At 39.6% G+C, this 25,439-nt stretch carries 24 protein-coding genes; 15 read left to right on the forward strand and 9 right to left on the reverse strand.

All coding sequences use genetic code 11. The features are described from left to right. Positions 1-69 precede the first annotated feature (69 nt). The 3 genes from QUE46_RS07460 to QUE46_RS07470 form a co-directional block, all read right to left on the reverse strand. On the reverse strand, positions 70-1,365 hold the full coding sequence (locus QUE46_RS07460) for a leucine-rich repeat domain-containing protein (protein WP_286247294.1): 1,296 nt from the start codon (positions 1,363-1,365) through the stop codon (positions 70-72). Between the two features lie 73 nt (positions 1,366-1,438). Next, the gene (locus QUE46_RS07465; RefSeq protein WP_055017806.1) at positions 1,439-2,152 is read right to left on the reverse strand and encodes a YebC/PmpR family DNA-binding transcriptional regulator; all 714 of its coding nucleotides are present in this window, start codon (positions 2,150-2,152) and stop codon (positions 1,439-1,441) included. A gap of 114 nt (positions 2,153-2,266) precedes the next feature. Then, on the reverse strand, positions 2,267-4,048 hold the full coding sequence (locus tag QUE46_RS07470) for an ABC transporter ATP-binding protein/permease (RefSeq protein WP_286247297.1): 1,782 nt from the start codon (positions 4,046-4,048) through the stop codon (positions 2,267-2,269). Between the two features lie 98 nt (positions 4,049-4,146). Between QUE46_RS07470 and QUE46_RS07475 the strand changes: the two genes are divergently transcribed. The 8 genes from QUE46_RS07475 (at position 4,147) to QUE46_RS07510 (ending at position 11,224) form a co-directional block, all read left to right on the forward strand. Then, on the forward strand, positions 4,147-4,608 hold the full coding sequence (locus tag QUE46_RS07475; protein WP_286247299.1) for a hypothetical protein: 462 nt from the start codon (positions 4,147-4,149) through the stop codon (positions 4,606-4,608). A gap of 110 nt (positions 4,609-4,718) precedes the next feature. Then, positions 4,719-6,557, forward strand: a complete 1,839-nt coding sequence (gene secD / locus QUE46_RS07480; protein ID WP_286247301.1) for a protein translocase subunit SecD — start codon at positions 4,719-4,721, stop codon at positions 6,555-6,557. After that, positions 6,550-7,482, forward strand: coding sequence for a protein translocase subunit SecF (gene secF / locus QUE46_RS07485; protein WP_286247302.1), 933 nt, complete (start codon positions 6,550-6,552; stop codon positions 7,480-7,482). Before secD ends, secF begins: the two co-directional genes overlap by 8 nt. Before the next feature lie 114 nt (positions 7,483-7,596). Further along, complete coding sequence (locus tag QUE46_RS07490) at positions 7,597-8,073, forward strand: transcription elongation factor GreAB (protein ID WP_286247304.1); 477 nt, start codon at positions 7,597-7,599, stop codon at positions 8,071-8,073. A gap of 236 nt (positions 8,074-8,309) precedes the next feature. Next, a complete protein-coding gene (locus tag QUE46_RS07495) occupies positions 8,310-8,798 on the forward strand; it encodes a hypothetical protein (protein WP_286247306.1) in 489 nt (162 codons plus the stop codon). A 117-nt stretch (positions 8,799-8,915) separates the two neighbouring features. Further along, on the forward strand, positions 8,916-9,710 hold the full coding sequence (locus tag QUE46_RS07500) for a DUF3800 domain-containing protein (RefSeq protein WP_286247309.1): 795 nt from the start codon (positions 8,916-8,918) through the stop codon (positions 9,708-9,710). Positions 9,711-10,205: 495 nt separating this feature from the next. After that, complete coding sequence (locus QUE46_RS07505; protein WP_055016431.1) at positions 10,206-10,526, forward strand: hypothetical protein; 321 nt, start codon at positions 10,206-10,208, stop codon at positions 10,524-10,526. 194 nt (positions 10,527-10,720) lie between these two features. Continuing rightward, positions 10,721-11,224 carry a transposase gene (locus QUE46_RS07510; RefSeq protein WP_286247312.1) on the forward strand — a complete coding sequence of 168 codons (504 nt, stop codon included), beginning with the start codon at positions 10,721-10,723 and terminating at the stop codon, positions 11,222-11,224. A gap of 156 nt (positions 11,225-11,380) precedes the next feature. Here QUE46_RS07510 and QUE46_RS07515 read toward each other — a convergent pair whose 3' ends face one another. Next, entirely contained in the window at positions 11,381-11,719 is a 339-nt protein-coding gene (locus QUE46_RS07515) for a zinc ribbon domain-containing protein YjdM (protein ID WP_286247314.1), read from the reverse strand. Between the two features lie 305 nt (positions 11,720-12,024). Between QUE46_RS07515 and QUE46_RS07520 the strand changes: the two genes are divergently transcribed. The 3 genes from QUE46_RS07520 to QUE46_RS07530 are packed head-to-tail and all read left to right on the forward strand — an operon-like array spanning position 12,025 to position 15,063. After that, on the forward strand, positions 12,025-13,419 hold the full coding sequence (locus QUE46_RS07520) for a RimK family protein (protein WP_286247316.1): 1,395 nt from the start codon (positions 12,025-12,027) through the stop codon (positions 13,417-13,419). A 4-nt stretch (positions 13,420-13,423) separates the two neighbouring features. Beyond that, a complete protein-coding gene (locus QUE46_RS07525) occupies positions 13,424-14,533 on the forward strand; it encodes a GNAT family N-acetyltransferase/peptidase C39 family protein (RefSeq protein WP_286247317.1) in 1,110 nt (369 codons plus the stop codon). Between the two features lie 17 nt (positions 14,534-14,550). Further along, positions 14,551-15,063, forward strand: coding sequence for an MgtC/SapB family protein (locus QUE46_RS07530; protein ID WP_286247318.1), 513 nt, complete (start codon positions 14,551-14,553; stop codon positions 15,061-15,063). Between the two features lie 36 nt (positions 15,064-15,099). Here QUE46_RS07530 and QUE46_RS07535 read toward each other — a convergent pair whose 3' ends face one another. Continuing rightward, positions 15,100-16,110 (reverse strand): GlxA family transcriptional regulator, encoded by a 1,011-nt coding sequence (locus tag QUE46_RS07535; protein WP_286247322.1) that lies wholly within the window; start codon positions 16,108-16,110, stop codon positions 15,100-15,102. A 124-nt stretch (positions 16,111-16,234) separates the two neighbouring features. On the opposite strand from QUE46_RS07535, the gene QUE46_RS07540 reads away from it, so the two are divergent. Continuing rightward, entirely contained in the window at positions 16,235-18,142 is a 1,908-nt protein-coding gene (locus QUE46_RS07540; protein ID WP_286247324.1) for a beta-ketoacyl synthase, read from the forward strand. 173 nt (positions 18,143-18,315) lie between these two features. Further along, complete coding sequence (locus tag QUE46_RS07545) at positions 18,316-19,341, forward strand: energy transducer TonB (protein WP_286247326.1); 1,026 nt, start codon at positions 18,316-18,318, stop codon at positions 19,339-19,341. A 56-nt stretch (positions 19,342-19,397) separates the two neighbouring features. Here the strand turns inward: QUE46_RS07545 and QUE46_RS07550 are convergent, their stop codons facing one another. After that, positions 19,398-20,582: a DUF1624 domain-containing protein gene (locus QUE46_RS07550; RefSeq protein ID WP_286247328.1), complete on the reverse strand. Its 1,185-nt coding sequence runs from the start codon at positions 20,580-20,582 to the stop codon at positions 19,398-19,400. 142 nt (positions 20,583-20,724) lie between these two features. Then, positions 20,725-21,141, reverse strand: coding sequence for an MgtC/SapB family protein (locus QUE46_RS07555; RefSeq protein ID WP_058549073.1), 417 nt, complete (start codon positions 21,139-21,141; stop codon positions 20,725-20,727). A 347-nt stretch (positions 21,142-21,488) separates the two neighbouring features. Between QUE46_RS07555 and QUE46_RS07560 the strand changes: the two genes are divergently transcribed. After that, positions 21,489-22,994 (forward strand): BCCT family transporter, encoded by a 1,506-nt coding sequence (locus QUE46_RS07560; protein WP_286247334.1) that lies wholly within the window; start codon positions 21,489-21,491, stop codon positions 22,992-22,994. 72 nt (positions 22,995-23,066) lie between these two features. After that, positions 23,067-23,441 carry a hypothetical protein gene (locus QUE46_RS07565; RefSeq protein WP_286247336.1) on the forward strand — a complete coding sequence of 125 codons (375 nt, stop codon included), beginning with the start codon at positions 23,067-23,069 and terminating at the stop codon, positions 23,439-23,441. On the opposite strand, the gene fghA is transcribed toward QUE46_RS07565, so the two are convergent. Further along, positions 23,395-24,237 (reverse strand): S-formylglutathione hydrolase, encoded by an 843-nt coding sequence (gene fghA, locus QUE46_RS07570; protein WP_286247338.1) that lies wholly within the window; start codon positions 24,235-24,237, stop codon positions 23,395-23,397. The two genes, QUE46_RS07565 and fghA, sit on opposite strands and share 47 nt — an antisense overlap. 65 nt (positions 24,238-24,302) lie before the next feature. After that, complete coding sequence (locus QUE46_RS07575) at positions 24,303-25,424, reverse strand: S-(hydroxymethyl)glutathione dehydrogenase/class III alcohol dehydrogenase (RefSeq protein WP_286247340.1); 1,122 nt, start codon at positions 25,422-25,424, stop codon at positions 24,303-24,305. Positions 25,425-25,439: the final 15 nt, after the last annotated feature.

Here is a 25,439-nt window from a genome sequence, read left to right on the forward strand (position 1 = left end):
TTGACCCTATAAAAGTTTAGCTTTATCCAACCAAGCCTGCATTATGCAGGCTTTTTTATTTTGATTACTTTATACCAAGTTGTTTAATAAGGTGCTTAGCCCTTTAAAACTAGGGCGCGATGCAATAGCTGTATTTACAGCACGCGCTGCTATATCGGACATTTTATCAAACAGTTCGTTTTGCTTATCGTTAAAGCTTACAGTACTTAGTAAATCCTCAATTAAACACCCAAAAGCGCGTACTTCAATTAACTGTATTTGCTGTTGCTGATGCTTGCTAAGCATGGCTAAATTTGTTGCAGCACCAAAGTCGCCAAATAAAACATCGTACTGTTCATTTATCATGGTGTTGTGTGCGTAAATATCGCCATGGCTTACGTAATTATCATGTAGGTGAGTTAGCGTATTTGCCATCTGTTTTGAAATTTTATAAACAGCTTCAATAGGGTAATTACAACCATCATTAAATGTATCGCGCGTACACGTTTCTAAACTTGGTGGTAAACCCAAATTTGTATAATTGGTATCTATTAATTCCATTACTAAGCCAAGCTGTGTGCTTTGCTCTATGTAACTTAATACGTTTATTAAATTTTTATGGGAGCCTGCTTGTAAACAGCAATTTACTTCATCAAGTGGGTAGCCATCGCTCGTTATTGCCCCTTTAAACAATTTTACCGCCACATCGCGGTGTGCTGTTTTAGCTAAATGAATAACGCCCGATGCACCTTGGCCAATTACTTTTTTAAGCTTAAAATTTTCAAGCGGCGTGTTTTGCAAACGACTGTTAGTTAAGCACTGCGCTTTATTAAATGTATTACCGGCAAAGGCAAGCCAAGCAAGTTTTGGTAATTCTAATAGCCAACCATCAAGTTTTGTTAGGTTATTAGCAGAGAGCCTCACAAGCTCTAGATTAGTACAGTTAGCCATACTCTCGGGTAGGTGTTTTAGGCTATTTCCTGCAAGGGCGAGTTTTTTAAGTTTGGTGTAATTACCAAAGTCACTAGGCAACGCGCTTAATTTGTTATCGGTCAGTATTAACCATTCAATATTTTTAGGTAAGCTGTTTAATGCAAACTGTGTTATTTGATTGCCTTTAAAGGCAACCATAATTAAAGCAGGGCACTTAGCGAGTACTTTAGGTATATGTTTAAACTGGTTAAACGATAAAAACACCCGCTTAAGCTTTGTTAAGCTTGCAAATTCATCAGGTAGTGTAGTGAGATTATTGTTTGATAAATCGAGTACTTCGAGGGTGTCTGCAAGGGTTAAAATTTCCAAAGGAAACTCAGTTAAGCCATCAACAAGTTGTAAGCGAGTAACACCATTCAACCTACCAGCTTTAAGCTGTGCAAGGGTATTCATAAATTTTCACAAGCCTTTTAAAATAAAAAAGCCAACATGGCTGTTGGCTTAAAATAAATACGTTTAGTAAAGTTTAAAACTGCGCGTTATGGTAAACGTTTTGCACGTCGTCACAATCTTCAAGCATGGCTAAAAAGCGTTCCATTACTTCTACGTCTTCACCTTCAATTGGGGCTTCAACTTGTGGTACAAACGAAATCAAGTCTACGTCAAAATCTGTAATCCCCATTTCTTCAAGTGCTGTGCGTGTGTTGTTGTATTCAGTATGCGGAGCAAAAACCGTTACTTTGCCGTTCTCTACTTCTACATCTGTAACATCAACATCGGCCATCATAAGGGCTTCGAGTACAGCTTCATCGTCATCGCCGTCAAAAACAAAAATAGCGAGGTGATCAAATAAATGTGATACTGAATTTTGCGCGCCAATTTTAGCGTTTGCTTTGGTAAAACAAATACGTACATCAGCAAACGTGCGTTTATTGTTGTCTGTTAAACAGTCAACAATAATCATACAGTTGCCAGGGCCGTAACCCTCGTAACGTGTGGCTGCGTAATCTTCACCGCCACCGCCTTTCGCTTTTTCTATTGCGCGTTCAATTACGTGTGCCGGTACTTGGTCTTTTTTAGCGCGCTCAATTAAACGGCGTAGCGCAAGGTTGCCATCAGTATCGACGCCACCGTTTTTAGCACATATGTATATTTCTTTACCGTACTTAGAATAAACTTTAGTTTTAGCACCCGCAGTTTTAGCCATTGAATCTTTTTTGTTTTGGTAAGCTCTTCCCATCTGCGTCTCGCCTTAATATATGTAAATTATTGAATAAAATTGCAAGTCGGTATTCTAAAGGTAAAGCGGCAGTATCGCCAGTAAATGGCTGTAATTAACCAAAGTTCAAGTTAATTAATCTTCCTGCTGTTGTAATTGCCACATTTGAGCGTATTGACCTTTTTTTGCTATAAGTGCTGCATGTGTACCTTGCTCTACCAGCTCACCGTTGTTAAATACCAGTATGTTATCGGCATCGATAATAGTAGAGAGCCTATGAGCAATCACCACGCTAGTATGGTTTTGAGTAACTGCACGCATTGCGTTTAATATTGCTTGTTCAGCGTGCGAGTCGAGTGCTGAGGTTGCTTCATCAAAAATTAAAATAGGAGAGCGCTTTAAAATAGCGCGTGCAATGGCAATACGTTGTTTTTCGCCGCCAGATACTTTTAAACCGCGCTCGCCAACCAGTGTTTTATCGCCTTGCGCTAATGTTGAAATAAAGTCTTTTAAATGGGCCATTTCTATTGCTTTATCTATTTCAGCATCGCTCGCTGAGGGTCTGCCATAGGCTATGTTTTCACGTATAGTGGTATTAAATAGCACAGTGTCTTGTGGCACTATAGCAATGGCACTGCGCAGGCTATTAAGTGTAACTGAATCTATGGCTTGGTTATCTATAGTAATAGTGCCCGAGTTCACATCGTAAAAGCGATACAGTAACCGTGCTAATGAGCTTTTACCCGCGCCACTTGCCCCTACAACAGCTACTTTACTGCCTGCTTTTACTTTAAAGCTAATGTTATTTAGTATTGGGCGACTGGCATTGTAACTAAAGCTTACATTATTAAACGCTATATCGCCTTGGGTAAGTATTAGGTTTTGTGCATTAGGTTGCTCAACGACTTGTGGCTTTTTATTAAGTAAACCCAGCATGTTTTCTAAATCGGTAAGCGCGCGCCTTATTTCTCGATACACAAATCCCAAAAAGTTAAGCGGTAAAAATAATTGGATCATGTAGGCGTTTATCATTACAAGTTCACCAATTGTTAAAGCGCAAGTTATCACTTCTTTGGCGCCTAACCACATCAGCGCCGTTATAGCACTGGCTATAATTAGCGCCTGGCCAGAATTAAGCGCCAGTAACGACATTCTATTTTTCAAACGGGCGGCTTCCCAGTTTGCTAAAAAGGAGTTGTATGTTTTTGCCTCAAATTCTTCGTTATTAAAATACTTTACGGTTTCAAAGTTAAGAAGGCTGTCTATGGCGCGTGTATTACTCAAATTATCGGCGGCGTTTGCCTCACGTATAAAGCGGTTTCGCCACTGCGTTACTGTTACGGTAAAGGTAATATAAATAGCAACCGCCAATAAGGTTATTAACGCAAACCAAACAGAAAATAGCGTCCCAAAAATAATGGCAACGGTGAGTATTTCAAAAAGGGTGGGTACAATATTAAACATTAAAAAACGCATTAAAAAGCTCAGCCCACTCGTGCCGCGCTCTATATCACGGCTTATGCCGCCTGTTTGCCTATCGAGGTGAAACGCAAGCTCTAGTGAGTGTAAATGTTTAAATACTTTTAAACCAATATCGCGCATAGCGTGCTCTGTCACACGCGAGAACACCGCATCGCGTACCTCGCCTAAAAACACGCTGGCAAACCTAAGTCCACCATACATAAGCAGTAGTAACGCCGGGATAACTAAAATAGGATTGATTGATTTATCTACCGAATCGATAATCTCTTTTAGTGCCCAAGGCATTAAGAGTGTCGCGCCTTTAGCACCTATAAGCGCTAAAAGTGCAATAAATACTCGCCCTTTAAATTTAGTAATGTAAGGCCACAGTGTTTTAATGCTTTGTTTTAAGGTCATGGCATCGGCGCGTTTTATAGTACTGTGCTTGGAGCGCATTAAGGGTCTCAGTTAAATTAAATACTTAATTAATAAGCATTGTATTTTAATTACTTGCCCATATATACTACGCATCCCTTGTTTAGTTTGAAGTAACTATGTTTAACGTTCGTGTATTTATAACTGCTTTTTTGCTGTTTTGTGCGCTTTTTAGTGTGCAAAGTAGTGCGCAGTGCGCGACACACAAATTAAACACGGTAGCCATTTCATTGAGTGTATTTGCTGATAGCGTTGATTTAACTAAAACGCTGCCTATATCAAAATCGGTAAAGGGCAGTGAGCACAAAAAAACGCATCAAACGGGCTTTGATGCTCATCAACCTAGGTTAACGGCTAGTAACTCTTCTTTATTTTTACATGCCGCGCAAAGTGAGCCTGAATACGACCTTGTATTTGAGTTTTTTGCACAAACTCTTTTTAGAGAAATACACCTAAGGCCCAACGCTTTTGTTGTCCAACAGCCTTGGTATACACTTGTATCACATAGCAAAAAGTCGCGACTGAGCGGCTGGAAAGATGCAAACTTGCTCTACAGCGCTGTAACTACTTACCACGCTTAATTTTCTTATTTAATTTTTTATTAGGTTTAACGTTTTACGTTTAAGCCTTGAGATTAATTGTGCTTTTAAAAAGTACGTTGCCAGTAATTTACTGGTAATAAGGAAAAAACATGTTAAGTGTAAAAAAAGATCAAAAGTCATTTATGGCTAAATTTAAATTAAGCTATATAGCCATGCTTATTGTGCTGATTTTATTAGCTATTAGCGCATTACCCAACTTATACCCTAATAAATCGTGGTTGCATGTAAGCAACGCGCCTCATAGCGAAACCCAAGCCGTGCTAAGTACTAACACATTAGTTACTTTTTTAAATAACCAAGGCTTTAATGTTGAACAAGGGCTTGATAAGCAAGCAACTATAAATATTTTATTAAACGAGCCAACTAAAAGCGCTCAAGCGCAAGCGGCTATAAAGGCGCAGTATCCAAACACACAAGTTAAAATTGTAGAACATGCAACAAGCCCACTTTGGCTGCAAGAATTTGGTTTATCACCAATAAAATTGGGCCTTGATTTAAATGGCGGCGTGTTATTTGTACTCGACGTAGATTTAGACAAAGCCGTTGATGAGCAATTAGTGAGTGCATATCAACAAGCTAAATCAATCATCGTAAAGCAAAAAGCGCATGGCCTTAAAGCGCTGAAAACGGATCATGGTTTTGAAATTAGCGCACTACCAAATGCGGTGCAAAAACTTAACCCAGTGATTGATGAGCTACAAAGTCGCTTTGCTAATTTAGCGGTTACAACAACCAATAATGGGGACGTTAAAAATGCACTATTTAGTTATTCAGAGCAAGGACGCAGCAGCTTTGATAAAGAAGTAATGAGCCAAACACTCACCACGCTTCGCTCACGCATTGAAGAATTAGGTATTACCGAAGCCGTAACACAGCGCCAAGGTAAGCAGCGTATACGTATTGAGCTACCAGGCGTGCAAGACCCAACCGAGGCAAAGCGCATTATAGGCGCGACTGCTTCACTTGGGTTTTACCAGTTAAAAGAAGTAGGTGGCCAAACATTTAATATGCAGTCTGGTGGGACCATTAAACTTGATCCTGTGCCTATTTTTACCGGTGATCACATTAATAATGCCAACATAGGGCGCGACGACTGGGGTAAACCCCTAGTACAACTGAGCCTAGATGGGCAAGGCGGCGATGCTATGTCGGCATTTTCAAAAGCGAATATTGGTAAGCCTATGGCCACGGTTTACTCTGAGTACTCTCAAAATGCAAACGGTGAAACCGTTAAAAAAAGCGAAGTTATAAACGTGGCTAATATTGCACAGCATTTAAGCTCACGTTTTAGCATTACCAATATGAAAAGCCAACAAGCAGCGGCAGATTTAGCCCTGTTATTACGCGCAGGCTCACTAACCGCGCCTGTAACTATAGTGCATGAGCAAACAATAGGGCCAAGCCTTGGCAGCGAAAATATTAGTAATGGTTTAGCCGCATTAATGTTGGGCATGGGGATTACACTTGCCTTTATGGCGCTGTGGTATCGACGTTTAGGGCTTATTGCAAACGTAGCGCTGTTATTAAATTTAACATCGCTTGTTGGCCTCATGTCGTTATTACCAGGAGTTGTATTAACCCTGCCGGGTATTGCTGGGCTTGTGCTTACTATTGGTATGGCGGTAGATACCAACGTTATTATATTTGAACGAATTAAAGAAGAGCGCAGAAAAGGGCGCTCTGCATATCAGGCGATTCAAGAAGGTTACAAACAGGCGGCCAATACAATATTTGATGCCAATATAACCACTATGATCACCGCGCTTATTTTATACGGCATAGGTTACGGCCCAGTTAAAGGCTTTGCCATCACATTGGCACTTGGTTTAATAACCTCTGTATTTACTGGCGTGTACGTATCAAAAATACTAAGCCAAACGTTATATTTAAAAACGGCTAAAAAAGCAGGAGTAAATGCACATGCTTAACACTTTTTTAAAAGGCGAGGCGGGCACGCGTCTGCGTTTTTCGGGCATGCTTTTGAGCGCCATACTTGTACTGCTATCGGTATTTACACTTAGTCAAAAAGGGCTTAATTTTGGACTCGATTTTACCGGTGGCTACCTAACGGAATTTACCACCAGCCAAGGTGTTGAGCTAAAAGAGCTTCAATCGTTTATTACTAAAAATCACAATGGCGAGTTTGAGCTAACCGCGCAAGGCAATAGCCATTTTCAACTACGCGAAGCGCCTAGCGATTCAACAGCAAATAGTAATGATTGGCAAACTGCCATTACTCAAAACGCAGATATGAACGCTGAGGTATTATCGTCAGCGTATATTGGCTCACAAGTGGGTGATGAACTGTTTGAGCAAGGTTGTTTAGCCCTGTTTTCAGCTATGATTGCAGTAATGCTTTATTTAGCGGTGCGGTTTGAATGGCGTTTAGCTGTTGGCTCAGTAGTTGCGCTAGTGCATGATTTATTACTGGTACTGGGGCTATTTTCGCTATTTCAACTTGAGTTTAATTTAACCGTACTTGCCAGCTTACTCGCCATTATAGGTTATTCACTAAACGACTCAATAATAGTCGGTGATAGAGTACGCGAGCTTTTACGTGTTAAATCTAATAATGCACTTAGCCCCGCAAGTATTATAAATAGCGCGATTAAAAGCACGTTAACGCGTACACTTATTACATCGGGCACCACACTTGCTACGGTTGCCAGCGTTTGGTTACTCGCAGGCGCGCCATTACAAGGCTTTGCCATTGCATTATTTACCGGCATTGTAGTAGGTACGTTTTCGTCTATTTGTATAGCGGCAACCTTGCCTGAGCTTTTAGGATTAAGCGCTGAAAACTACGAAGAAAAACTCGATGTAAAAACCCAAGCATTAATGGATATGCCATAAATGCGAGTCTAAATGATTAAGTAAACATATCGGCGCTTAAAATAATGGTTTTAAGCGCCTTATAACGTTAAAATTAACCACATAGTTTACAGCATTGGTTATTAGCGCTACCTCATGAACAAGACCCACGTAATTGAACACCTTAAATTTGCACTTGAAGCACAATTAAACAGCGCAAAACAAGCTGCCAAAGCCGCGCACGACGCCGCAACTCACGAAGAAAGCGTAGCAGAAACGCAATATGATACCCTAGGGCTCGAAGCCGCTTATTTAGCACAAGGCCAAGCCGAGCGTGTAAACGAATGCTACAAAAGCATTAAACAATTTGAAGCCATTTTTAAAGAGCCGACTCACAATAAAGTGATTATAAGCTCACTCGTTTGTTTAGAAGATGAAAACACCATACAAAAATGGTTTTATTTAGGCCCAGCCGCAGGTGGCTTAACGGTTGAAGTAAAAGGGCTAACTATTCAAGTTGTTACACCCGAAGCCCCGCTAGGCAAACAACTTTTAGGCAAGCAGCTTGACGATGAAGTAAGCCTAAGTATTGCAGGCAATAACCATGAATATGGAGTGGTAGAAATTTTATAAAACATTGGTTTTATATGTAGGTCGGATAAGCGCAGCGCCATCCGACAAAGCTAATTTTTTTCACAACATTATCAACAGTCGTTTTGGTGTAAATCATTAGAACCATTTAATTACTTGTTTACATTAGAGTTGTTTGGTGGAATTATTGAGCGATGAAATATACGCGGTTTGGGGGTGTTATAAACCGCGAAAATGGTGTTTGATAAGTTGTTATGTACTTAGGGAGTATATTTAGAATGTGGCTGATGAAAAATTGGAAGTCGCTAGCCTCTATGTTGATTGTTGTAGGTGTTTTAATGCTGGCAGCAATGATGTATTTCTTTTCATTTGGTGGTGAACTATCAAGTGAATCTGGGGATTGGGGGGCATTTGGTAGCTATTTAAGTGGTACAGCTGGGGTAGTTATTGCTCTTTTTGCAGTAATTTGGTTAATTTACTCAGTCAGTATTCAAAAAGAAGAGCTTTCACAACTCAAGAGTGAGCTTAAAAAATCAGGTGATGAGCAAGTTGTTCAAACGCGCATCAGCTCCCTTACGGCTTTAATCAATTCATACGGCACAGCAGCTTCAGTTAGTCAACAAAAACTCAACGCGTGTAATGATGGTGACAATCATTTTTTACCAAATGAAACACCTGAGACCATCAAGCAAACCATGCAGAATGAGCTTAGCAATATGGCTAAATACACTAAAGAGTTAGAAGTGATACTTCAAGATCGTACATAGCAAACGCTTTAAGTGGGACTATCAACTCTAGGCAGTTTTAGCGTGGTTAGGTGTTTGCAGTGATAAAGCAAGTTAGTTACTAGCCCCTTAAGCTGGCGTTCTACAACTAGGTGAATAATGCGAACAATCGTAGCTTTTGATGATACAGGATCTCCCGGTGTTGATATGCCTTCAAATTGGTTGAAAACCAATCGAAAGACTTATGTAGCAGTTATTTTGCTTTCTGAACAAATAGAGCAACTTACAAATAGTATAAATGCTGGGCTGAAATTAATAAAAGCCCAGTATGGAATCGATGAGTTTCATTTGACAGATATTATGAATGGTAAAGGCCAGTGGAGTGTAATGGAGCAAACTGATAGGTTTGGTACGTTTAAAGTCTTATGTGAAGTGTTTTCTGAGTATTATATACCGTGTGTTGCGCAAACTTGGAGTAAAGAGAGTTATGACTTTAATAATATAAATGCATCTGCTCTACCTGACTTTGAAAATCTTGATAAATATAATTATGAACATGTAGCATTTTATTTAGCGTTAATTAAAAGTGTTAAATATTTATACAAGAAAAACCTATTGGACACTGCATATTTTTATTGCGATGAGGGTATTAGAAAGCCAGGTGTAAATTTATCTTTTAGTTTCTTAAAAAATAATTCAGTTAGTTTTGAAGAGTCAAAGAATAATATTTATCTACAAATCGCAGATTTCGCTGCATACTGTTTTAATAAATCACAAATGCTAGCAGTAAAAGAAAATAAGACTGAAAGTGACTGGGAAATATTAAAATGTTTCCAGAACTCGGGATTTTATTTTTTAGATTCTGTAGAAATAAATGTCCCTAAAGAGCAGCTTAACTCTGAGTTATATGATTATGTTCAATGGCATAACCATGTATATGTGCATCGAAATTAAATTGTATAACAAGATAATTGGACTCCCAACCTCTACACAGTAGTAGAAATTATTTTATGAGTTCAATTATGAATAAGTCAAGATTTGAGAAAAATAAACAAGACACCCATCCTAAATTTTGCAGTTTACGCATAGGTTCGTCTGTTAAATTAAAGTGGGTGTCAAGTTTGGTTTTATTCTCAAGTTTGGTTTTATTCTCAAGTTTGGTTTTCGTTACGGAGTTAGGTTGCATCGATAAAAGTAAAGGGGTCAAATCTTGACTTCAAAAGTAAAGGGGTCAAATCTTGACTTCAGACATCAAGCGCTTTTGAAAGAAATAGTAAACGACTCGAGTAAATAGAGCCTGCTTTTTTCATATAAAAGGTGGAGTATGACCGTCAAGAAAAAAATAAACAGGCAACCATCCTAAATTTTACAGTTTACGCATAGGTTCGTCTGTTAAATTAAAGTGGGTGTCAAGTTTGGTTTTCGTTACGGAGTTAGGTTGCATCGATTATGAATGATGAGTCAAGTAAGAGAAAGTCTTGTGAGCTTGCGAAGGCGTTGTTAACAAGCAATGAAGACTATTTGGATACTGTCTTAGCTTTGTCATTTTTAGGAAATAATATTCATGGTCAATGTTGGGAAACAGAGTTTCATATTTTTGGGCTAATTACATCAGAAACTGATCATTTGCCACTTAAAAAAGTCAGGCAACATTGTAGCGATGAGTTATTATCTAAATCTGACAGTGAAATACAAGAAACTATTAATTATTATTCAACGCAAGTACACGCTGCATGCACTGAAATATTGGAAAAATATGGCAATGTATAACAAACAAGTCATCCCAAAACAAAACAATCAGCATGACACCGATCCAAATTACCAATACAATAAACGCTTATACTTATAAATTAACTGTCGGATGGCATGGCTCCGCCACTTATCCGACCTACGTCAATGTTGTATATATCCTAAAATTACGCTTTATTTAGCTAATGTGTAACAAATAGAGCAGTGGATGTGTAATGCGATATCGTCGTAATTATGTTAAAGGTGGGACGTACTTTTTTACCGTTAATTTGCTCGATAGGAATAAATCGTTGTTGGTTGAGCATATCGATTTATTAAGAGAGTCTATCCGTATTGTTAAATTCCAAAGGCCATTTTATATAGATGCATGGGTTGTGCTACCCGATCACCTTCATGCGGTTTTAACCTTACCAGATGGTGATATGGATTATTCGAGTCGCTGGCGAGAAATTAAAAAGCGATTTTCAAAATCTCTCCCAAAAACAGAGTTTTTAACTCAAACACGAAAACGTAAAAATGAGCGCGGAATTTGGCAGCGCCGGTTTTGGGAGCACATCATTAAAAATAATGATGATTATTGGCATCATATTAACTACGTTCACTTTAATCCGTTAAAGCACGGTTTAATTAGTCGAGTAGTTGATTGGCCTTATTCAAGTTTTCACAGAGCCGTAAAACAAGGTGTTTATACAAATAATTGGTGTGGCGAAAAAATATAAATTATTCGTAGGTCGGATAAGCGAAGCGCCATCCGACGAAGCCATAGTTACATTATACATTTTAGCCTTGTATATAACTCTATTGTTGAATGAAATAACCTAGGTCTTTATGGCGCGTCGGATGGCATGGCTTCGCCATTTATCCGACCTACCCAGCTAGTTAGCCTTTTTTACAAACTTCGCTGTTACCATCATTTCGCCAATACCATCTACTTTACAATCTAGCTCGTGATCTTTTTTATCAAGCACACGCCTTACGACCGCTTTGGTGCCAATTTTAATAACTTGTGAGCTACCTTTAATTTTTAAATCTTTGGCTACGGTTACTTTATCGCCATCATTAAGTAGTGTGCCGTTGGCATCTTTAACTAAAATTGCGTCTTCATCGTTTGTACTATTTGGGTTCCATTCATAGGCGCATTCAGGGCAAATAAGCATTTGTTGGTCTTCGTAAACATATTCAGATTGGCACTGTGGGCAGGCAGGATGTGACATTTATAACGCTCATAAAATAGTAATTTTGCGTATTTTAATCTGCATTAATAGGAAAATATAGTTAATCAATATTTTTTATCTTCACGCTAAAAATATCTCGTTTGTGTGGTTTTTAAAAAGGGCATATAAAGCAGATGTCGCTTAAGCAATTTAAGCGCTAACACTTACAGTAGGTATTTGTTAAAGCACCCATCGTATTAAGTGATACGCGCAATGCCCACTTAGTACGCTGGGTGTTTCTATTTATAGTGCTGAGTATTTTATTAGGCATGCTTTTTATATTTCTGACTTAACTAGGAAAAGTCGTGTTTAAAACCTTAATAGTGGTTGATAACAACGAGCAAACACTTGCTCAATCGTTCGAAAATGTCATTACGTTTAATAGTTACTTACGTGATTACCCAAAACATAATGAACCTAAAACTCGCATTATTAATTTATGCGACTCAAGCCAATACTTGAGTAAGGGTTACTATTGCTCACTGCTTGCAGAGGCGCGTAAGCACCAAGTTTTGCCAAGTGTAAAAACAATAAACGCGCTTAGAAGTGGCCAAGCTCCTATGTCAAATGTGGGGCAAATTGATGGCGAAATTTACTTTGGTAATGCCTTAAACGAATTACAAAGCAAAGCGGCTAAATCGGTATTTAAACAATACCCAGCGCCTATTTTATATGTAGATGAGCAAGGTTTGTTACAGCAAGGTTCGCTAAATACTTTAAACGATGAACAATATAGCAATTTTGTAGCAAAACTAAATACATTTACCCAAACACAATGGCGTATTGGTACTGTGCAGCGCCGTTTTAGATGGGACATGGCAATACTGGTTGATCATAACGAAAAAGTACCACCGAGCGATAAAGACGCCATTGCCCGCTTTATAAAAGCAGCGGCTAAACACGGTATTAATGCACAAGCACTCAGTTTTGATGAAATAGACAATATTGCCCAGTTTGATGCGTTATTTATTCGTCAAACTACAGCGATTGACCATCCAACGTATCGCCTTGCAAGTAAAGCGCAAAGCCTAGGTTTAGTGGTAATTGACGATGCTGAATCTATTTTACGTTGTTGTAATAAAGTGTATTTACACGATGCATTTAATTATCAAAAAGTGCCCAGTTTAAAAACGGTTGTAGTGGCTGATCAATCAGCGCAAACGCTTGAGCAATTAGAAGAGACGTTTACCTATCCGCTGGTGTTAAAAATGCCTGAAGGGTCGTTCTCAAAAGGGGTGTTTAAAGTTGCAAACCGCAGTGAGCTTGAAGCAAAACTAACCGAGCTGTTTGATTATAGCGCATTGGTACTTGCACAAGAATACATGTATACCGAGTACGATTGGCGAGTGGGTGTGTTAAATGGCCGTGCTATATATGCGTGTCGCTATTTAATGGCACGCAACCATTGGCAAATTTATAACCACGACGCTAAACGGTTTTTCTCGGGTGGTTTTGAAACGTTACCTACCTTTGAGTTACCAAAAGCTGTACTAGATGCCGCTTTAAAAGCATGCAAAACAGTGGGTAAAGGGTTATATGGCGTAGATGTTAAAGAGCATCAGGGCCGTGCTTATGTGCTTGAAGTAAATGACAATCCAAGTATTGATCACAAAGTTGAAGACGGCTATTTAGGCGACGAACTATACATGATCATTATGGATGAATTTAAACAACGTTTAGAAGCGCGAGGCCGTGGTTAATAACATGAGCAACCTTGTTATTAGAAAGGCAATTAGCAGTGATTTAAACGCACTAATTGATGTTGAAAACGCGTGCTTTAATAACGATAAATTGAGCCCGCGTAGCTTAAAGCGCTGGTTAAGTGCTAAGCACGGTATTTTGCTAATCGCAGAAAATAGCGAACAAGTATGCGGCTATGGGCTGGTGTGGTGCCATAAAGGCACGCGTTTGGCACGTTTATATTCGCTTGCTGTAAAACCCACAATGCAAGGTAAAGGCATTGCCAAAATGCTTTTAGCTGCGCTTGAAAAACAAACGTGTGAGCGCGGGCGAATTTACCTTCGTTTAGAAGTGGCCGTAAATAACGACAGTGCTATTGGGCTTTATAAAAGTTTGGGTTACAGAGTGTTTGGCCAATATAGCGATTATTATGACGATCACAGTGATGCGTTGCGAATGCAAAAAAATATTCGCCAAACGAGTGAGCTAAAAGTAGCGCGATTAACGCCGTGGTATCAGCAAACTACCGAGTTTACCTGTGGGCCAGCGGCGTTATTAATGGCAATGGGGGCACTTAAGCCAACAACCGAGCTTAGCCAATCACATGAGCTGGCACTTTGGCGTGAAGGTACCACCATTTTTATGACCTCAGGCCATGGTGGTTGCCATCCGTTTGGTTTGGCACTTGCCGCTAATAAGCGTGGTTTTAAAAGCGAGGTAATGGTTAATACCACAGAGCCTTTGTTTTTAGATGGCGTACGCAATGAAAACAAAAAAGTGGTACTTGCCACCGTGCATCAACAATTTGTAGATGGTATTGCACAGGCAAATATACCGCTTGTGCATAAAGATGTTGAGCTTGAGCATATTGAACAGTGGTTAAGCGAAGGCTTTAGTGTGCTCTTATTAATTAGCACATACAGTTTTGATGGTAAAAAATCACCTCATTGGGTGTGCGTTACCCACCTTGATGAGCACTGCGTGTATGTTCATGACCCGTTTTGCGAGCCAGGAAGCGACAAACAACTCGCAATAGATTGCCAGTACGTACCTATAGCACGCAGTGATTTTAGTAAAATGTCAGCATTTGGTGGCCAACGGCTAAGAACCGCAGTGGCCATTGCTAATAATTAATAGGTTTAATGTAAAGAGTGACTTTTTTAGATTTAATTGATGTAGCCCCTTATTCTTGGGCAGCCATTGGCACCGCCGCTTTTTGTGGTGCCATAATTGGTTTAGAGCGCCAGTTACGCGGTAAACCTGTGGGTATTCGCACATCTGCTTTAATAACTTTAGGCACGTATTTGTTTTTATCGACCGCGTTTAACTTACAAGGCGATGTAATTGATCATTCTCGTGTAGTGGGGCAAATAATTACAGGTATAGGCTTTTTAGGCGCTGGCGTAATGCTTGCAAAAGACGGAGCCGTAGTAGGGGTTACCTCAGCTGCAACCATTTGGGTGCTTGCCTCTATTGGCGTAATGATAGCCACCGACAATCTAGCTGCTGCCATTAAGCTTTCGGTGCTGGTGGTTGGTATTTTATATGGGGTAGATGTACTAGAGGCAAAATTTAAAAGCTTAAGTAAAGGCGTCCATACTAAAGTAAAAAATTATCAAAAACGTTACTACCGAAAAGACTTTAATGACCCAGAACGCCACTGATTTAACGCCACTAATTTAGTGGCGTTATTATTTGCATTAACCAAATAACTTTCTTCTCACTACTTTTCTATACTCGCTTGGCGTTTGGCTTAGCACTTTTTTAAATACGCGAGTTAGATGGCCTTGGTCGTTATAGCCAACCTCAAGCGCCACTTCTTGAATAGTTAAATTAGACGACGCTAATAACTCTTTAGCACCTTCAACCCGTAATTGTTGCCAATATTCTATCGGACTTTGGTTAGTGGCAAGTTTAAAGCGCCGTGTAAAGGTACGGTAGCTTAAACTAAATTGTGCCGCTACTTCTTGTAGGTTTAACTCGCTGGCTAAATTGGTTTTAAGCCAAAACTGAATTTGCGCTATTAGTTCATCTGGGTGGCGGTCAACCGCGCCTTCAAGGTAGCGCTGATCTTCGTAGGGTTTACGTACTTCGTGCGAAAAGTTACGTTCTACGTGCTGCGCAGCTGCTTTGCCGTAATATTGGCTAATAATATGTACGATCACATCGGCAAGGGCATTTAAGCTTGCCACCGTATACATGCGCTCAGATTGGGTGATAAAAAAGTCGGGCTTTAGGCTGACCAAAGGGTAGTCGTGGCTAAATTGTTTTGCATAATGCCAATGGGTTGTTGCGGGGTGCCCATCAAGTAACCCTGCCTCTGCAACTAAGCAATTACCAGTACCCACACCAATTAGTTGGCTGCCAGTTTCAAAACTTTCTTGCAGCCATTCAACCACTTCTTTATTAGTACGAACAACTGGGCGAGGGTTTCGCCATATACCGGGTACAATAATTAAATCGTTATGCGGTGCGTTGGCTGTAGTGAAATCGGGAACTATAGCAAGACCAGTACGGTTTTGTATTGGCTCATTATTTTTAGCAATTAAATTTATACTAAGTGGTCTAAAATCAGCTTGGTTTAAATGGCCTTTTGCATAGGCTTCGCCGGCTCTTAGCATTTCAATAGGGAGTGTTAAACTGGTAATAAGTAAATGCGGGTATACTGCTATGGCAATATTTAACGCTGGGTTTACTGATTTGTTATTCATGTGAATGCTCCGACCAGTATTTTTTGGCCTTTAATGCTGAATATTTGGCTATTAAAGCACAAAGTGCTGTGGTGAATCCAATTAAACTGTTTGCTTCTCCTATAACACGTTTTAAAGGTTAATTATGACAGCATTACCTGTAATTGTAGGCATGGGCGGTATTAACGCCGCAGGCCGAACTTCTTTCCATCAAGGTTACCGCCGTATCGTGTTAGATGCATTAAACGCACAAGATCGTAGTGAAACATTTTTAGGCCTCGCCACATTAATGAACTTGGTACGCGTTGTTGATGGCCAATTACAAGATACAAACGGTAATAATGTTGAGCAAAGCGACATAGAAGCACGCTTTGGTGAGCAAATTATTGCTGGCACACTTATTCGTAAAATTGAAAAAGAGCACTTTGATGCAGATGCCACACCTTGGCAGCAAAAAATGACATTAAAGACATCTGACGAAAACGCAATTGTATTTGAAACTCGCGCTCGCGATTTACCAACGCCGGTTCCGGCGAGTTGGCAGGTTGAAGAGCTTGAAGGCAAAAAGGTAAAAGTAACCATAGCCGCAGAGCTAGACGTAAAGCTTGACTCTACCCGTGACAACCCGATTAAATCGGCGGGGCAGTTTCCTACTGGGTTTGATCCATCAATAATGTATAACAGCCGTTATCAGCCACGCGGTTTGCAAGCCACCATATTTGCTGCAAACGACGCTATTAAGTCAACTGGGCTTGACTGGCAACGTATAATGAATAGCGTAGAGCCAGATAAAATTGGTACCTATTCAGCCTCTGTTATTGGCCAAATGGACGATAAAGGATTAGGTGGTTTAGTTAAAGCGCGCCAGCAGGGCGATCGTGTTAGTACTAAGCAATTAGCACTTGGCTTAAATACGATGTCTACTGATTTTATAAACGCGTACGTTACAGGTAATGTAGGTACTACGTTTTCTACCTCGGGCGCATGTGCCACATTTTTATATAACTTACGCGCTGCAGTAAACGATATTCAAGCTGGGCGTACCCGTGTTGCGGTTGTTGCAAGTGTTGAATGCGCTATAACGCCTGAAGTAGTCGAAGGCTTTGGTAATATGAGCGCCCTTGCAAATGTTGAAGGCCTGCGCCGTTTAGATAACTTAAGCAGTGAACAAGAGCCTGATTACCGTAAAAGCAGCCGCCCGTTTGGCGAAAACTGTGGTTTTACATTAGGTGAAGGCGCGCAAGTGACTATTTTAATGGATGATGCATTAGCACTAGAGCTTGGTGCAGACATTATGGGCTCAGTACCAGATGTATTTGTAAATGCCGATGGCATTAAAAAATCAATCACCTCGCCGGGCCCAGGTAATTACATTACCATGGCTAAATCTGCGGCATTGGCAACAAGCTTATTAGGTAAAGACGCGCTACAAAATCGCAGCTTTATTTTAGCGCATGGTTCAAGTACGCCACAAAATAGAGTAACTGAGTCACTTATTTATCATAAAGTAGCACAAACCTTTGCCATTGATAGCTGGAAAGTAACAGCGCCAAAAGCTTATGTAGGGCATACAATTGCCCCTGCTAGTGGCGATCAGCTTGCGATAGCGCTGGGTGTATTTAGCCATAATATTATGCCGGGTATTACGACTATAGATAAAGTTGCTGACGATGTTTATGCAGATCACTTAGATATACGTAACAGTCATTATGATTGCGGCGATTTGGACATAGCTTTTATAAACTCAAAAGGCTTTGGCGGTAATAACGCCACTGCGACTGTACTTAGCGCTAAAGTAACAATGCAAATGCTTGCTAAGCGCCATGGTGAAAAAGCAATGAGTAATTACGCTGATAAGCATACATCTGTTGTTGCTGCGCAAAATACCTATAAAGCACAAGCAGATCTAGGCAAGTACGAATTAGTATACCGTTTTGGCGATGGCGCCATAGATGATAACGATATTGTAATTGGCGAAGAGGGCATTGAACTACCTGGTTTTGATAAAGCCATTTCGTTTACTACAACCAACTCCTATCAAGATATGTTTTAAGCACACATACTTGAATCCAAAGGCGCTGTTTAAGGCGCCTTTTTTTATGCTTGAATTTTACCTAGCTGAGTTTTGCTGCGATTAAAAAACAATCGCTTTTGTTGTTTCTTGTATTGCGTTTATGGGCTAGATTTGTTTTTATATTAGAAACATAATCTAGGATGGATAAATCGATGAAAAAACGTTTACTCGCACTTTCTTTAGCTTCAACCTTTACTCACCTATCTGCATCAGCGGATGACTTTGTACCTGCACAGGTAATAAATAAAAATTACGACCAGCTCACTAATACGTCACCACGCGCATCAAGGTTAGAAGGCATTAACTTAAGTAGCTACGTGGTTGATAAAAACGGGCAGGTGAGTGATATCGAAATTGTAGCCACGGCAGGGCAAAAAAAATATCAACGAGAAGTCGTCGATTACGTTTCTAAACTTAATTATAAAAGTGCACAAATTAATGGCGGTGCTGTTTCTACAGCTAAAACTATTACGGTAAGCTCACAAAATGTACATGCTAGTTTTTCAAACGATCAGGCATCTCCTGGCTTTTTTAAAGATTATGAAAAAGCCAGCCAGCTTATCGATGATAAAAAGTTTGATGAAGCTAAAACGTATATTACTGAGCTTGAAAACGAACATACTAAAAACACCGTTGAAATAGTTTTACTGGCTTGGCTTAAAAGCCAACATAGCTACTTTGTAAAGGATTGGAAAAGCTTTGATAAGTCTATTTATGAAGCGTTTTTGTTTAGAGATAACTTGCCGGATCAAATAAAAAAACGCGTTATTAAAAATGCGCTACAGTGGTTTATTTCAAAGCAAGATTACGTACGTGCTTACGATGCAATTGATGCATTAGGCGATATAGAATCTATAACCTTTTCAGAGCAAAACAAAGCGCAGCTATTAGCGCAAGTAAACGATATATATAAAAATTCGGGTGATATTAATCAGCAAATTTCACTTGAGTCTGAGCAGGCTGTTTTACCTTTATTGTCTAAAAGCGAAGCTGTATTAAAGGCTGAAAAACCATTGTCTAAAGTTCAGCTTAGATGTGAAAACAAAGTAGTGGATTACGATACAAGCGCTATTGATAAAATTGTAATTTCTAAAAATGATATGCGCTGTGGATTATTAATTAAAAGTGCTCATGCCCAAACTGTGACCCTAAAACAAAGTGGTAAAAGCTTTTTATAGCTATTGAGCAAGCTCGCTTATCAATAAAAACCCCGCAGTGTATGCGGGGTTTTGTTTTAAATGTATTTAGCAATTAAGCTGTGTTTGTTATTGCGCTTCCAACCTAAATAGCGTTTAGCAAGTAGCGTTGTTAACCCTATAACCACAGCTATAAATAATAGGGTTGCGCCATAACTCATACCGTAACCAGCTGGAAGGCCTACTAATGTATCTCCGTAAGTCATATCGCTAAAATTAAGCCCTAAAACGGGGATTAGTAGCCAAGCTAATGCGTGCAATAAGTACAAATGTACAAGGTATGAAAACATACTGGTTTTTCCGAGCACTTGTAAAAAGTCACGAGAAAAATCGGTTTTTAGATGGCTTAAACACTTAAGTGCAATAAGCCCAAGGCCTACTGTGAGCAACATGAACTGTAATGACAGTGGGTACTTTGTAGGGTTTAAAAACGACATAACGGTTTCAAACGTATGGTCATGAATTGTAAAAGTTGAAGTATCGCCGTATAAATTAAAACCTCGTAATACTGCATATAAAGCTAAGCAACTTACACCAAGTAAAGCAGCATGGTTTATTGATTTTGTACTGTATTGTTTTGCTTTGTAATAAACACCAGCGCAATAAGCGAGTGCCATTAAGCCTACAATGGGGGCTACAGGGTAGGTTGTTCTGATTTTAAAATCGAAAGGCAGTTCGAGTACATTTTTTTGATGAGCGATAGACCAAAGCGTATTTGCTAGCGTATTAGGCTCAAAACTTACACCATCAAACATATTGTGGCCAAATACTAATAATAGGCCAGCTATAAATACAGCATGTAGGCCAATTAAACGAAGCAGCCCCAGCATTACAAATCCCCAGCCAATAGCCCATATAACTTGTGCGTATAACATTGGAAATAACGGGTTAAAGCTCCACGACCATGAGACGATTGTAAATTCAAACAAAATAAGTACCAAACCGCGGACAATCAAGTTTTGTGAAAATGCTTTGGTGGAGGCATATTTATGCTCGGTTATAGCCGCCGAAAGCCCCGCTAAAAATACAAATAAAGGGGCGCAAAAGTGTGAAACAAAGCGCGTAAAAAAGGTGAGGGGATCAGTCCCTGGAATAGTCATCGGGTCGGTGACTGAATAATTTAGGCAGTAATACATGCCATGGTCTATCACCATAAAAATGATGATAATACCTCGAAGTAAATCAATGTGATGCAATCGAGGCGTTACGGAAGGGGTCGACATAGTTAAGCTCAAAACGCGTGTTGAAAATTTACCGGTATTATATGTTATATAATAACGCCATGCGAGTTTGAGGGAGTTAGTTTATGTGCATGTAAGCTGCACTTTTTAAAGTTGGTAAAAAGTTTAGTATTCAGATTTGTGGCTATTTAAACTTTTTAACGTACCTGAGTGTTATAAAATTAATAACAGCGAGCAGTATCGCTATTTCATAACGGCTGTAGGCTACAGCAATGCCAATTAACCCCATATTCCAGATACTTGCTGCGGTTGCAGTGCCTGATGTTGACTTATTATTTTTTAAAATTGCACCACCGCCTATAAAACCAATACCAGTGATTATGCCTTGTAGCATTTTAGACTGCGCTTCTGCGCCATCTAAAACCGACATAGCTATTAATGCATACCCACACGATGCTACGGCAACTAATGGAAAAGTTCTTAACCCTGCACCATCGTGGCTGCGCTCTCTATCGTAAGCCATAGGAAGAGCCAGTAAATAGGCTATGCCGAGGTGAATTAAATTATCTATGATTTCGTTCCATTGTAAATCAATTTCCATTGTTATTCCTGTTGGTAAAGTTTGTAAATTAATAGCAATAGATAAGCCAACTTAAAACTAATTATAAAACAGTGACTTATTAGTTAATTGTGCCCCTAAAGTTAAAAGAACTAGAAACATTTACACAATCAGTTACGCTTTTACTCAATAATGAACATAAATAGCAATGTGCAGACGTTGCTTTTTAGAGAATTTAAATAACACGTTTTTCATTACTTCCGCCGAGGTTTTCACCTATTAAACCCTAAATTAGCTCACTTAATTAAGCAATTGGCATAAGAAGATTTGAACTGTGTATTAAAGCGCCTTATTCTTTTAAACATAAACAACATATGCGCGAGAGCCACTTGCACTTAACAACTCCAAAGCTTGAAAAAACAGCCTTATTTCTTTGCATTAGTTTATCTATTGTCGCTTTTTTATTTCCTGAATTACTAACGGGAAACTTACAGCCAATTATTAATGATTTATTAGGCTTGTTAGGAGCACCATTTTTTATTTTGGTAAATCTTTTACTATTTGCGGTAATTGTTATTGCGATTAGCCCAATTGGGCAACGTAAAATGGGTGGAGAACAGGCCCATATTGAATTTAGTCTGTTTGGCTGGCTTTCTATGCTTTTTGCGGCAGGAATGGGATCGGGGCTCATTTTTTGGGGTGTAGCAGAACCTGCACTTCACTCAGTTAATCCTGTACTAAAACAAAGTTTATATGCAAACACTCAAACGAGTGGCTTGGCGCTTACACTTGTAAACTGGGGAGCACATGCATGGGCACTGTATGCGGTGTTTGGTTTAGTTTTAGGAGGGCTTAGTACTCAAAGTGGTAAAGCTGGCGATATAACCGCGCCTGTAATTAATGCAACCAAAGGGATTATTAATAGAGGTTGGCAATTAAAGTTGAGCTTTAGTATTAAACTTATAGCCATATTTGCAATATTTTTTGGCGTCGTAGGGACTATTGCAAACTCAACGTTATTGCTTCGTAAAGGATTGGAGTTAAAGCTTGGCGTTGAGTCGGTATTGCTTTCAGGTTTTATTATAATTAGTTTGATCGTTATTTTGTATACGGCTTCGGCAAAGCTTGGCCTGAAAAAGGGTGTGCAAGCGCTGAGTAAGTTTAATGTTTTTTTAGCTTTTGGGCTGATTATATGGTTATTGTTTTATGTACCGATAAAACCAATTATTGATATAGCAATTGGGGGGACTTGGGATTACATTCAACTTATTACTACTGGTACTTGGCAATTAGAAAGCGTACTTAAAAACCCTGAGTGGGCAAATGGTTGGACCTATAATTATTATTTTTGGTGGTTAGCTTGGGGGCCATTTGTAGGTGTGTTTTTAGCTAAAATAAGCCAAGGTAGACCGGTTTGGCAATACATTATAGGCGTAGTGTTTGTGCCTACGTTTGTCACCATAATATGGTTTAGTGTTTTTTCGGGGTCGGCTATAGCGTGGGACCAAACGCACAATGCAGGTATTTTAGCGGCTATTAAAGCCGATTATACTCAAGGGTTATTTGTATTTTTTGCACAATTAGGCTGGCAAGGAAGTATTTTAATTTGGTCAAGCTTACTGCTTTTGCTGATTTTTGTAGCAACATCGGCAGACTCAGCAATACTTGTAATAAAGGAGTTAAGTTCGTCAAATAAAAATATGCATACTAATAACTCAGCTAGTTTATATGGGTGGGCTTTTGCTTTAGGTTTATGTGCCTTAGTATTACTTGTTCAAAATAACGAGCCACTCAATAGAAGTGTTGCCATTATTGGTGCGCTTCCGTTTTTGGTTATTTTTATTTTACAGCTGGTGGGTTTTATTAAAGAGTTTATAAGTGAATTTAAGCACTAGCGCTTACATATTTTTACAATACTATTTATAAGGTTGTATATAATTTAGGTAATATTTTGATCAGGATACATCATGAGAACGTTAACTGTATTTTTATGTGTTATTTACCTAAGTGGCTGCACAGTCGCCGGTGCCATAATTGATGGCCAGGCACAGTCAAATGCACGTGATAATAAACATAGTAATAGTCCTGCTCGTTCAGAGCCTTATAAAAATCCACTCGAACCAGTACCTAAAGACAAAAACGGGTTTAGCTTTACCGATATAGGATTGAAAATAGATTCATTGCTGATCAATTTAGTCAAAGGTGAGGGCAATACGGTACAAGTTTGCAGGGAAGTGAATAAAGTATTGAAAGAGTGTGTAGAAGTAGATAGATCCGAACTACACACTAATGAAACTACGCAGATAAAAACTGACTATGAAATGATAAGTGTTGGTCAATAAAACTGCTTATAAAAAAGTAGCTATGATCGTAGCCTGGTTGCATTTCAATACTAAGCGGATAGCCTTTATTTTTAGCAACAGCCGCTAAGTTTTGTGGCTTAAGTTGCTCCTCTAAAAACCCATCGGCATCACCCTGTGTAACAAGCATAGGGAGAAAATCAGCCTGTTGGGCTTTTTTCATCAACTCGCACGAATCGTATTGAGCCCAAAGCTCTTTATCAGTGCCTAAATAACCCGTAAACGCTTTCACGCCCCATGGGCAATCAATTGGATTTACGATAGGACTAAAGGCCGATGCGCTAACAAACGCTTTAGGGTTTTTAAGTGCCACCATTAAAGCGCCGTGCCCGCCCATAGAGTGACCGCTAATTGCTTTAGTACTGGTCACTGGAAAGTGTTGTTCAATAAGTGTTGGAAGCTCATCCACCACATAGTCATACATATTAAAATGTGTATTGAACGGTGCTTGTGTCGCATTTACGTAAAAGCCAGCGCCTTGGCCAAAGTCGTAATTATCGTCATCCGGGACATTATCACCACGTGGGCTTGTATCAGGCGCTACAATAGCAATGCCCAGCTCAGCCGCTTTTCTAAATGCGCCGGCTTTTTGCATAAAGTTTTCATCGGTACAAGTTAAGCCCGACAACCAATAAAGCACCGGCACTTTATTTTTTTCGCTTGCGCCAGGGGGTAAAAATACCGCAAAACGCATTGTGCAATGGGTACTTGTTGCTGCGTGGGTATATTGTTTGTGCCAACCACCAGCTACTTTTGTACTTGAGATATTTTCTAACATAAAAATCCTTAAAAGCCGCAAACCTTTAGGTTTTACGGCTTTTTAAATTGCTTACTAGTTGCGTATTAGTAGTGAATTACTGTACGAATACTTTTACCTTCGTGCATTAAATCAAACGAATCGTTAATTTCTTCAAGGCTCATTGTATGAGTAATAAAGTCGTTTAACGCAAATTCACCAGCCATGTAGCGCTCAACTATTTCAGGAAGTTGCGAGCGACCTTTAACGCCACCAAATGCGCTACCACGCCATACACGACCAGTAACCAGTTGGAAAGGGCGTGTAGAAATTTCTTGGCCAGCACCGGCTACACCAATGATTACCGACTCCCCCCAACCTTTATGACAACACTCAAGGGCAGAGCGCATTACATCAACGTTACCAATACATTCAAATGAGTAGTCAACACCGCCATCGGTCATCTCAACAATCACTTCTTGAACTGGCTTATCGAAATCTTTAGGGTTTATTAAATCTGTTGCGCCAAGTTTTGTCGCAAGGTCAAATTTACTGGTGTTAATATCAACACCAATAATACGACCTGCACCTGCCATTTTTGCACCAATAATTGCTGATAAACCAATACCACCCAGGCCAAAAATAGCCACAGTATCGCCTGGTTTTACGTTTGCAGTATTTGTTACAGCACCCATACCTGTAGTTACACCACAGCCTAATAAACAAATTTCTTCAAGCGATGCTTCTTTGTTTACTTTAGCTAATGAAATTTCTGGAAGTACTGTGTACTCAGAAAACGTTGAACAACCCATATAGTGGTAAATTGGCTGGCCGTCTTTAAAAAAGCGTGTTGTGCCGTCTGGCATAAGGCCTTTACCTTGTGTTTCGCGCACTGCTGAACACAGGTTAGTTTTGCCTGATGTACACATTTTACATACACCACATTCAGCTGTGTATAAAGGAATTACGTGATCGCCCACTTCAACACTGGTTACGCCTTCGCCCACTGCATACACAACGCCTGCGCCTTCGTGACCTAAAATTGCTGGGAAAATACCTTCTGGATCTTCACCCGACAAAGTAAATGCATCAGTATGACAAACACCAGTAGCGGTAATTTTTACCATTACTTCGCCTTTTTTAGGCATCATCACATCAACTTCTTCAACGCTTAGTGGTTGGTTAGGTCCCCACGCAATAGCTGCTTTTGATTTTATAAATTCAGACATGTGTTTATCCTTTGT

Source organism: Pseudoalteromonas sp. MM1, from assembly GCF_030296835.1.
GTDB lineage: Bacteria > Pseudomonadota > Gammaproteobacteria > Enterobacterales > Alteromonadaceae > Pseudoalteromonas.

What these genes read in the sequence shown, in the direction of transcription:
- QUE46_RS07475 (WP_286247299.1), top strand. Translation starts at nt 4,147, where the DNA reads ATGTTTAACGTTCGTGTATTTATAACTGCTTTTTTGCTGTTTTGTGCG.
- QUE46_RS07545 (WP_286247326.1), top strand. Translation starts at nt 18,316, where the DNA reads ATGAAAAAACGTTTACTCGCACTTTCTTTAGCTTCAACCTTTACTCAC.
- fghA (WP_286247338.1), bottom strand. Translation starts at nt 24,237, where the DNA reads ATGTTAGAAAATATCTCAAGTACAAAAGTAGCTGGTGGTTGGCACAAA.
- secF (WP_286247302.1), top strand. Translation starts at nt 6,550, where the DNA reads ATGCTTAACACTTTTTTAAAAGGCGAGGCGGGCACGCGTCTGCGTTTT.
- QUE46_RS07470 (WP_286247297.1), bottom strand. Translation starts at nt 4,048, where the DNA reads ATGCGCTCCAAGCACAGTACTATAAAACGCGCCGATGCCATGACCTTA.
- QUE46_RS07500 (WP_286247309.1), top strand. Translation starts at nt 8,916, where the DNA reads ATGCGAACAATCGTAGCTTTTGATGATACAGGATCTCCCGGTGTTGAT.
- QUE46_RS07565 (WP_286247336.1), top strand. Translation starts at nt 23,067, where the DNA reads ATGAGAACGTTAACTGTATTTTTATGTGTTATTTACCTAAGTGGCTGC.
- QUE46_RS07555 (WP_058549073.1), bottom strand. Translation starts at nt 21,141, where the DNA reads ATGGAAATTGATTTACAATGGAACGAAATCATAGATAATTTAATTCAC.
- QUE46_RS07525 (WP_286247317.1), top strand. Translation starts at nt 13,424, where the DNA reads ATGAGCAACCTTGTTATTAGAAAGGCAATTAGCAGTGATTTAAACGCA.
- QUE46_RS07490 (WP_286247304.1), top strand. Translation starts at nt 7,597, where the DNA reads ATGAACAAGACCCACGTAATTGAACACCTTAAATTTGCACTTGAAGCA.
- QUE46_RS07550 (WP_286247328.1), bottom strand. Translation starts at nt 20,582, where the DNA reads ATGTCGACCCCTTCCGTAACGCCTCGATTGCATCACATTGATTTACTT.
- QUE46_RS07575 (WP_286247340.1), bottom strand. Translation starts at nt 25,424, where the DNA reads ATGTCTGAATTTATAAAATCAAAAGCAGCTATTGCGTGGGGACCTAAC.
- QUE46_RS07465 (WP_055017806.1), bottom strand. Translation starts at nt 2,152, where the DNA reads ATGGGAAGAGCTTACCAAAACAAAAAAGATTCAATGGCTAAAACTGCG.
- QUE46_RS07515 (WP_286247314.1), bottom strand. Translation starts at nt 11,719, where the DNA reads ATGTCACATCCTGCCTGCCCACAGTGCCAATCTGAATATGTTTACGAA.
- secD (WP_286247301.1), top strand. Translation starts at nt 4,719, where the DNA reads ATGTTAAGTGTAAAAAAAGATCAAAAGTCATTTATGGCTAAATTTAAA.
- QUE46_RS07510 (WP_286247312.1), top strand. Translation starts at nt 10,721, where the DNA reads ATGCGATATCGTCGTAATTATGTTAAAGGTGGGACGTACTTTTTTACC.
- QUE46_RS07495 (WP_286247306.1), top strand. Translation starts at nt 8,310, where the DNA reads ATGTGGCTGATGAAAAATTGGAAGTCGCTAGCCTCTATGTTGATTGTT.
- QUE46_RS07505 (WP_055016431.1), top strand. Translation starts at nt 10,206, where the DNA reads ATGAATGATGAGTCAAGTAAGAGAAAGTCTTGTGAGCTTGCGAAGGCG.
- QUE46_RS07535 (WP_286247322.1), bottom strand. Translation starts at nt 16,110, where the DNA reads ATGAATAACAAATCAGTAAACCCAGCGTTAAATATTGCCATAGCAGTA.
- QUE46_RS07540 (WP_286247324.1), top strand. Translation starts at nt 16,235, where the DNA reads ATGACAGCATTACCTGTAATTGTAGGCATGGGCGGTATTAACGCCGCA.
- QUE46_RS07460 (WP_286247294.1), bottom strand. Translation starts at nt 1,365, where the DNA reads ATGAATACCCTTGCACAGCTTAAAGCTGGTAGGTTGAATGGTGTTACT.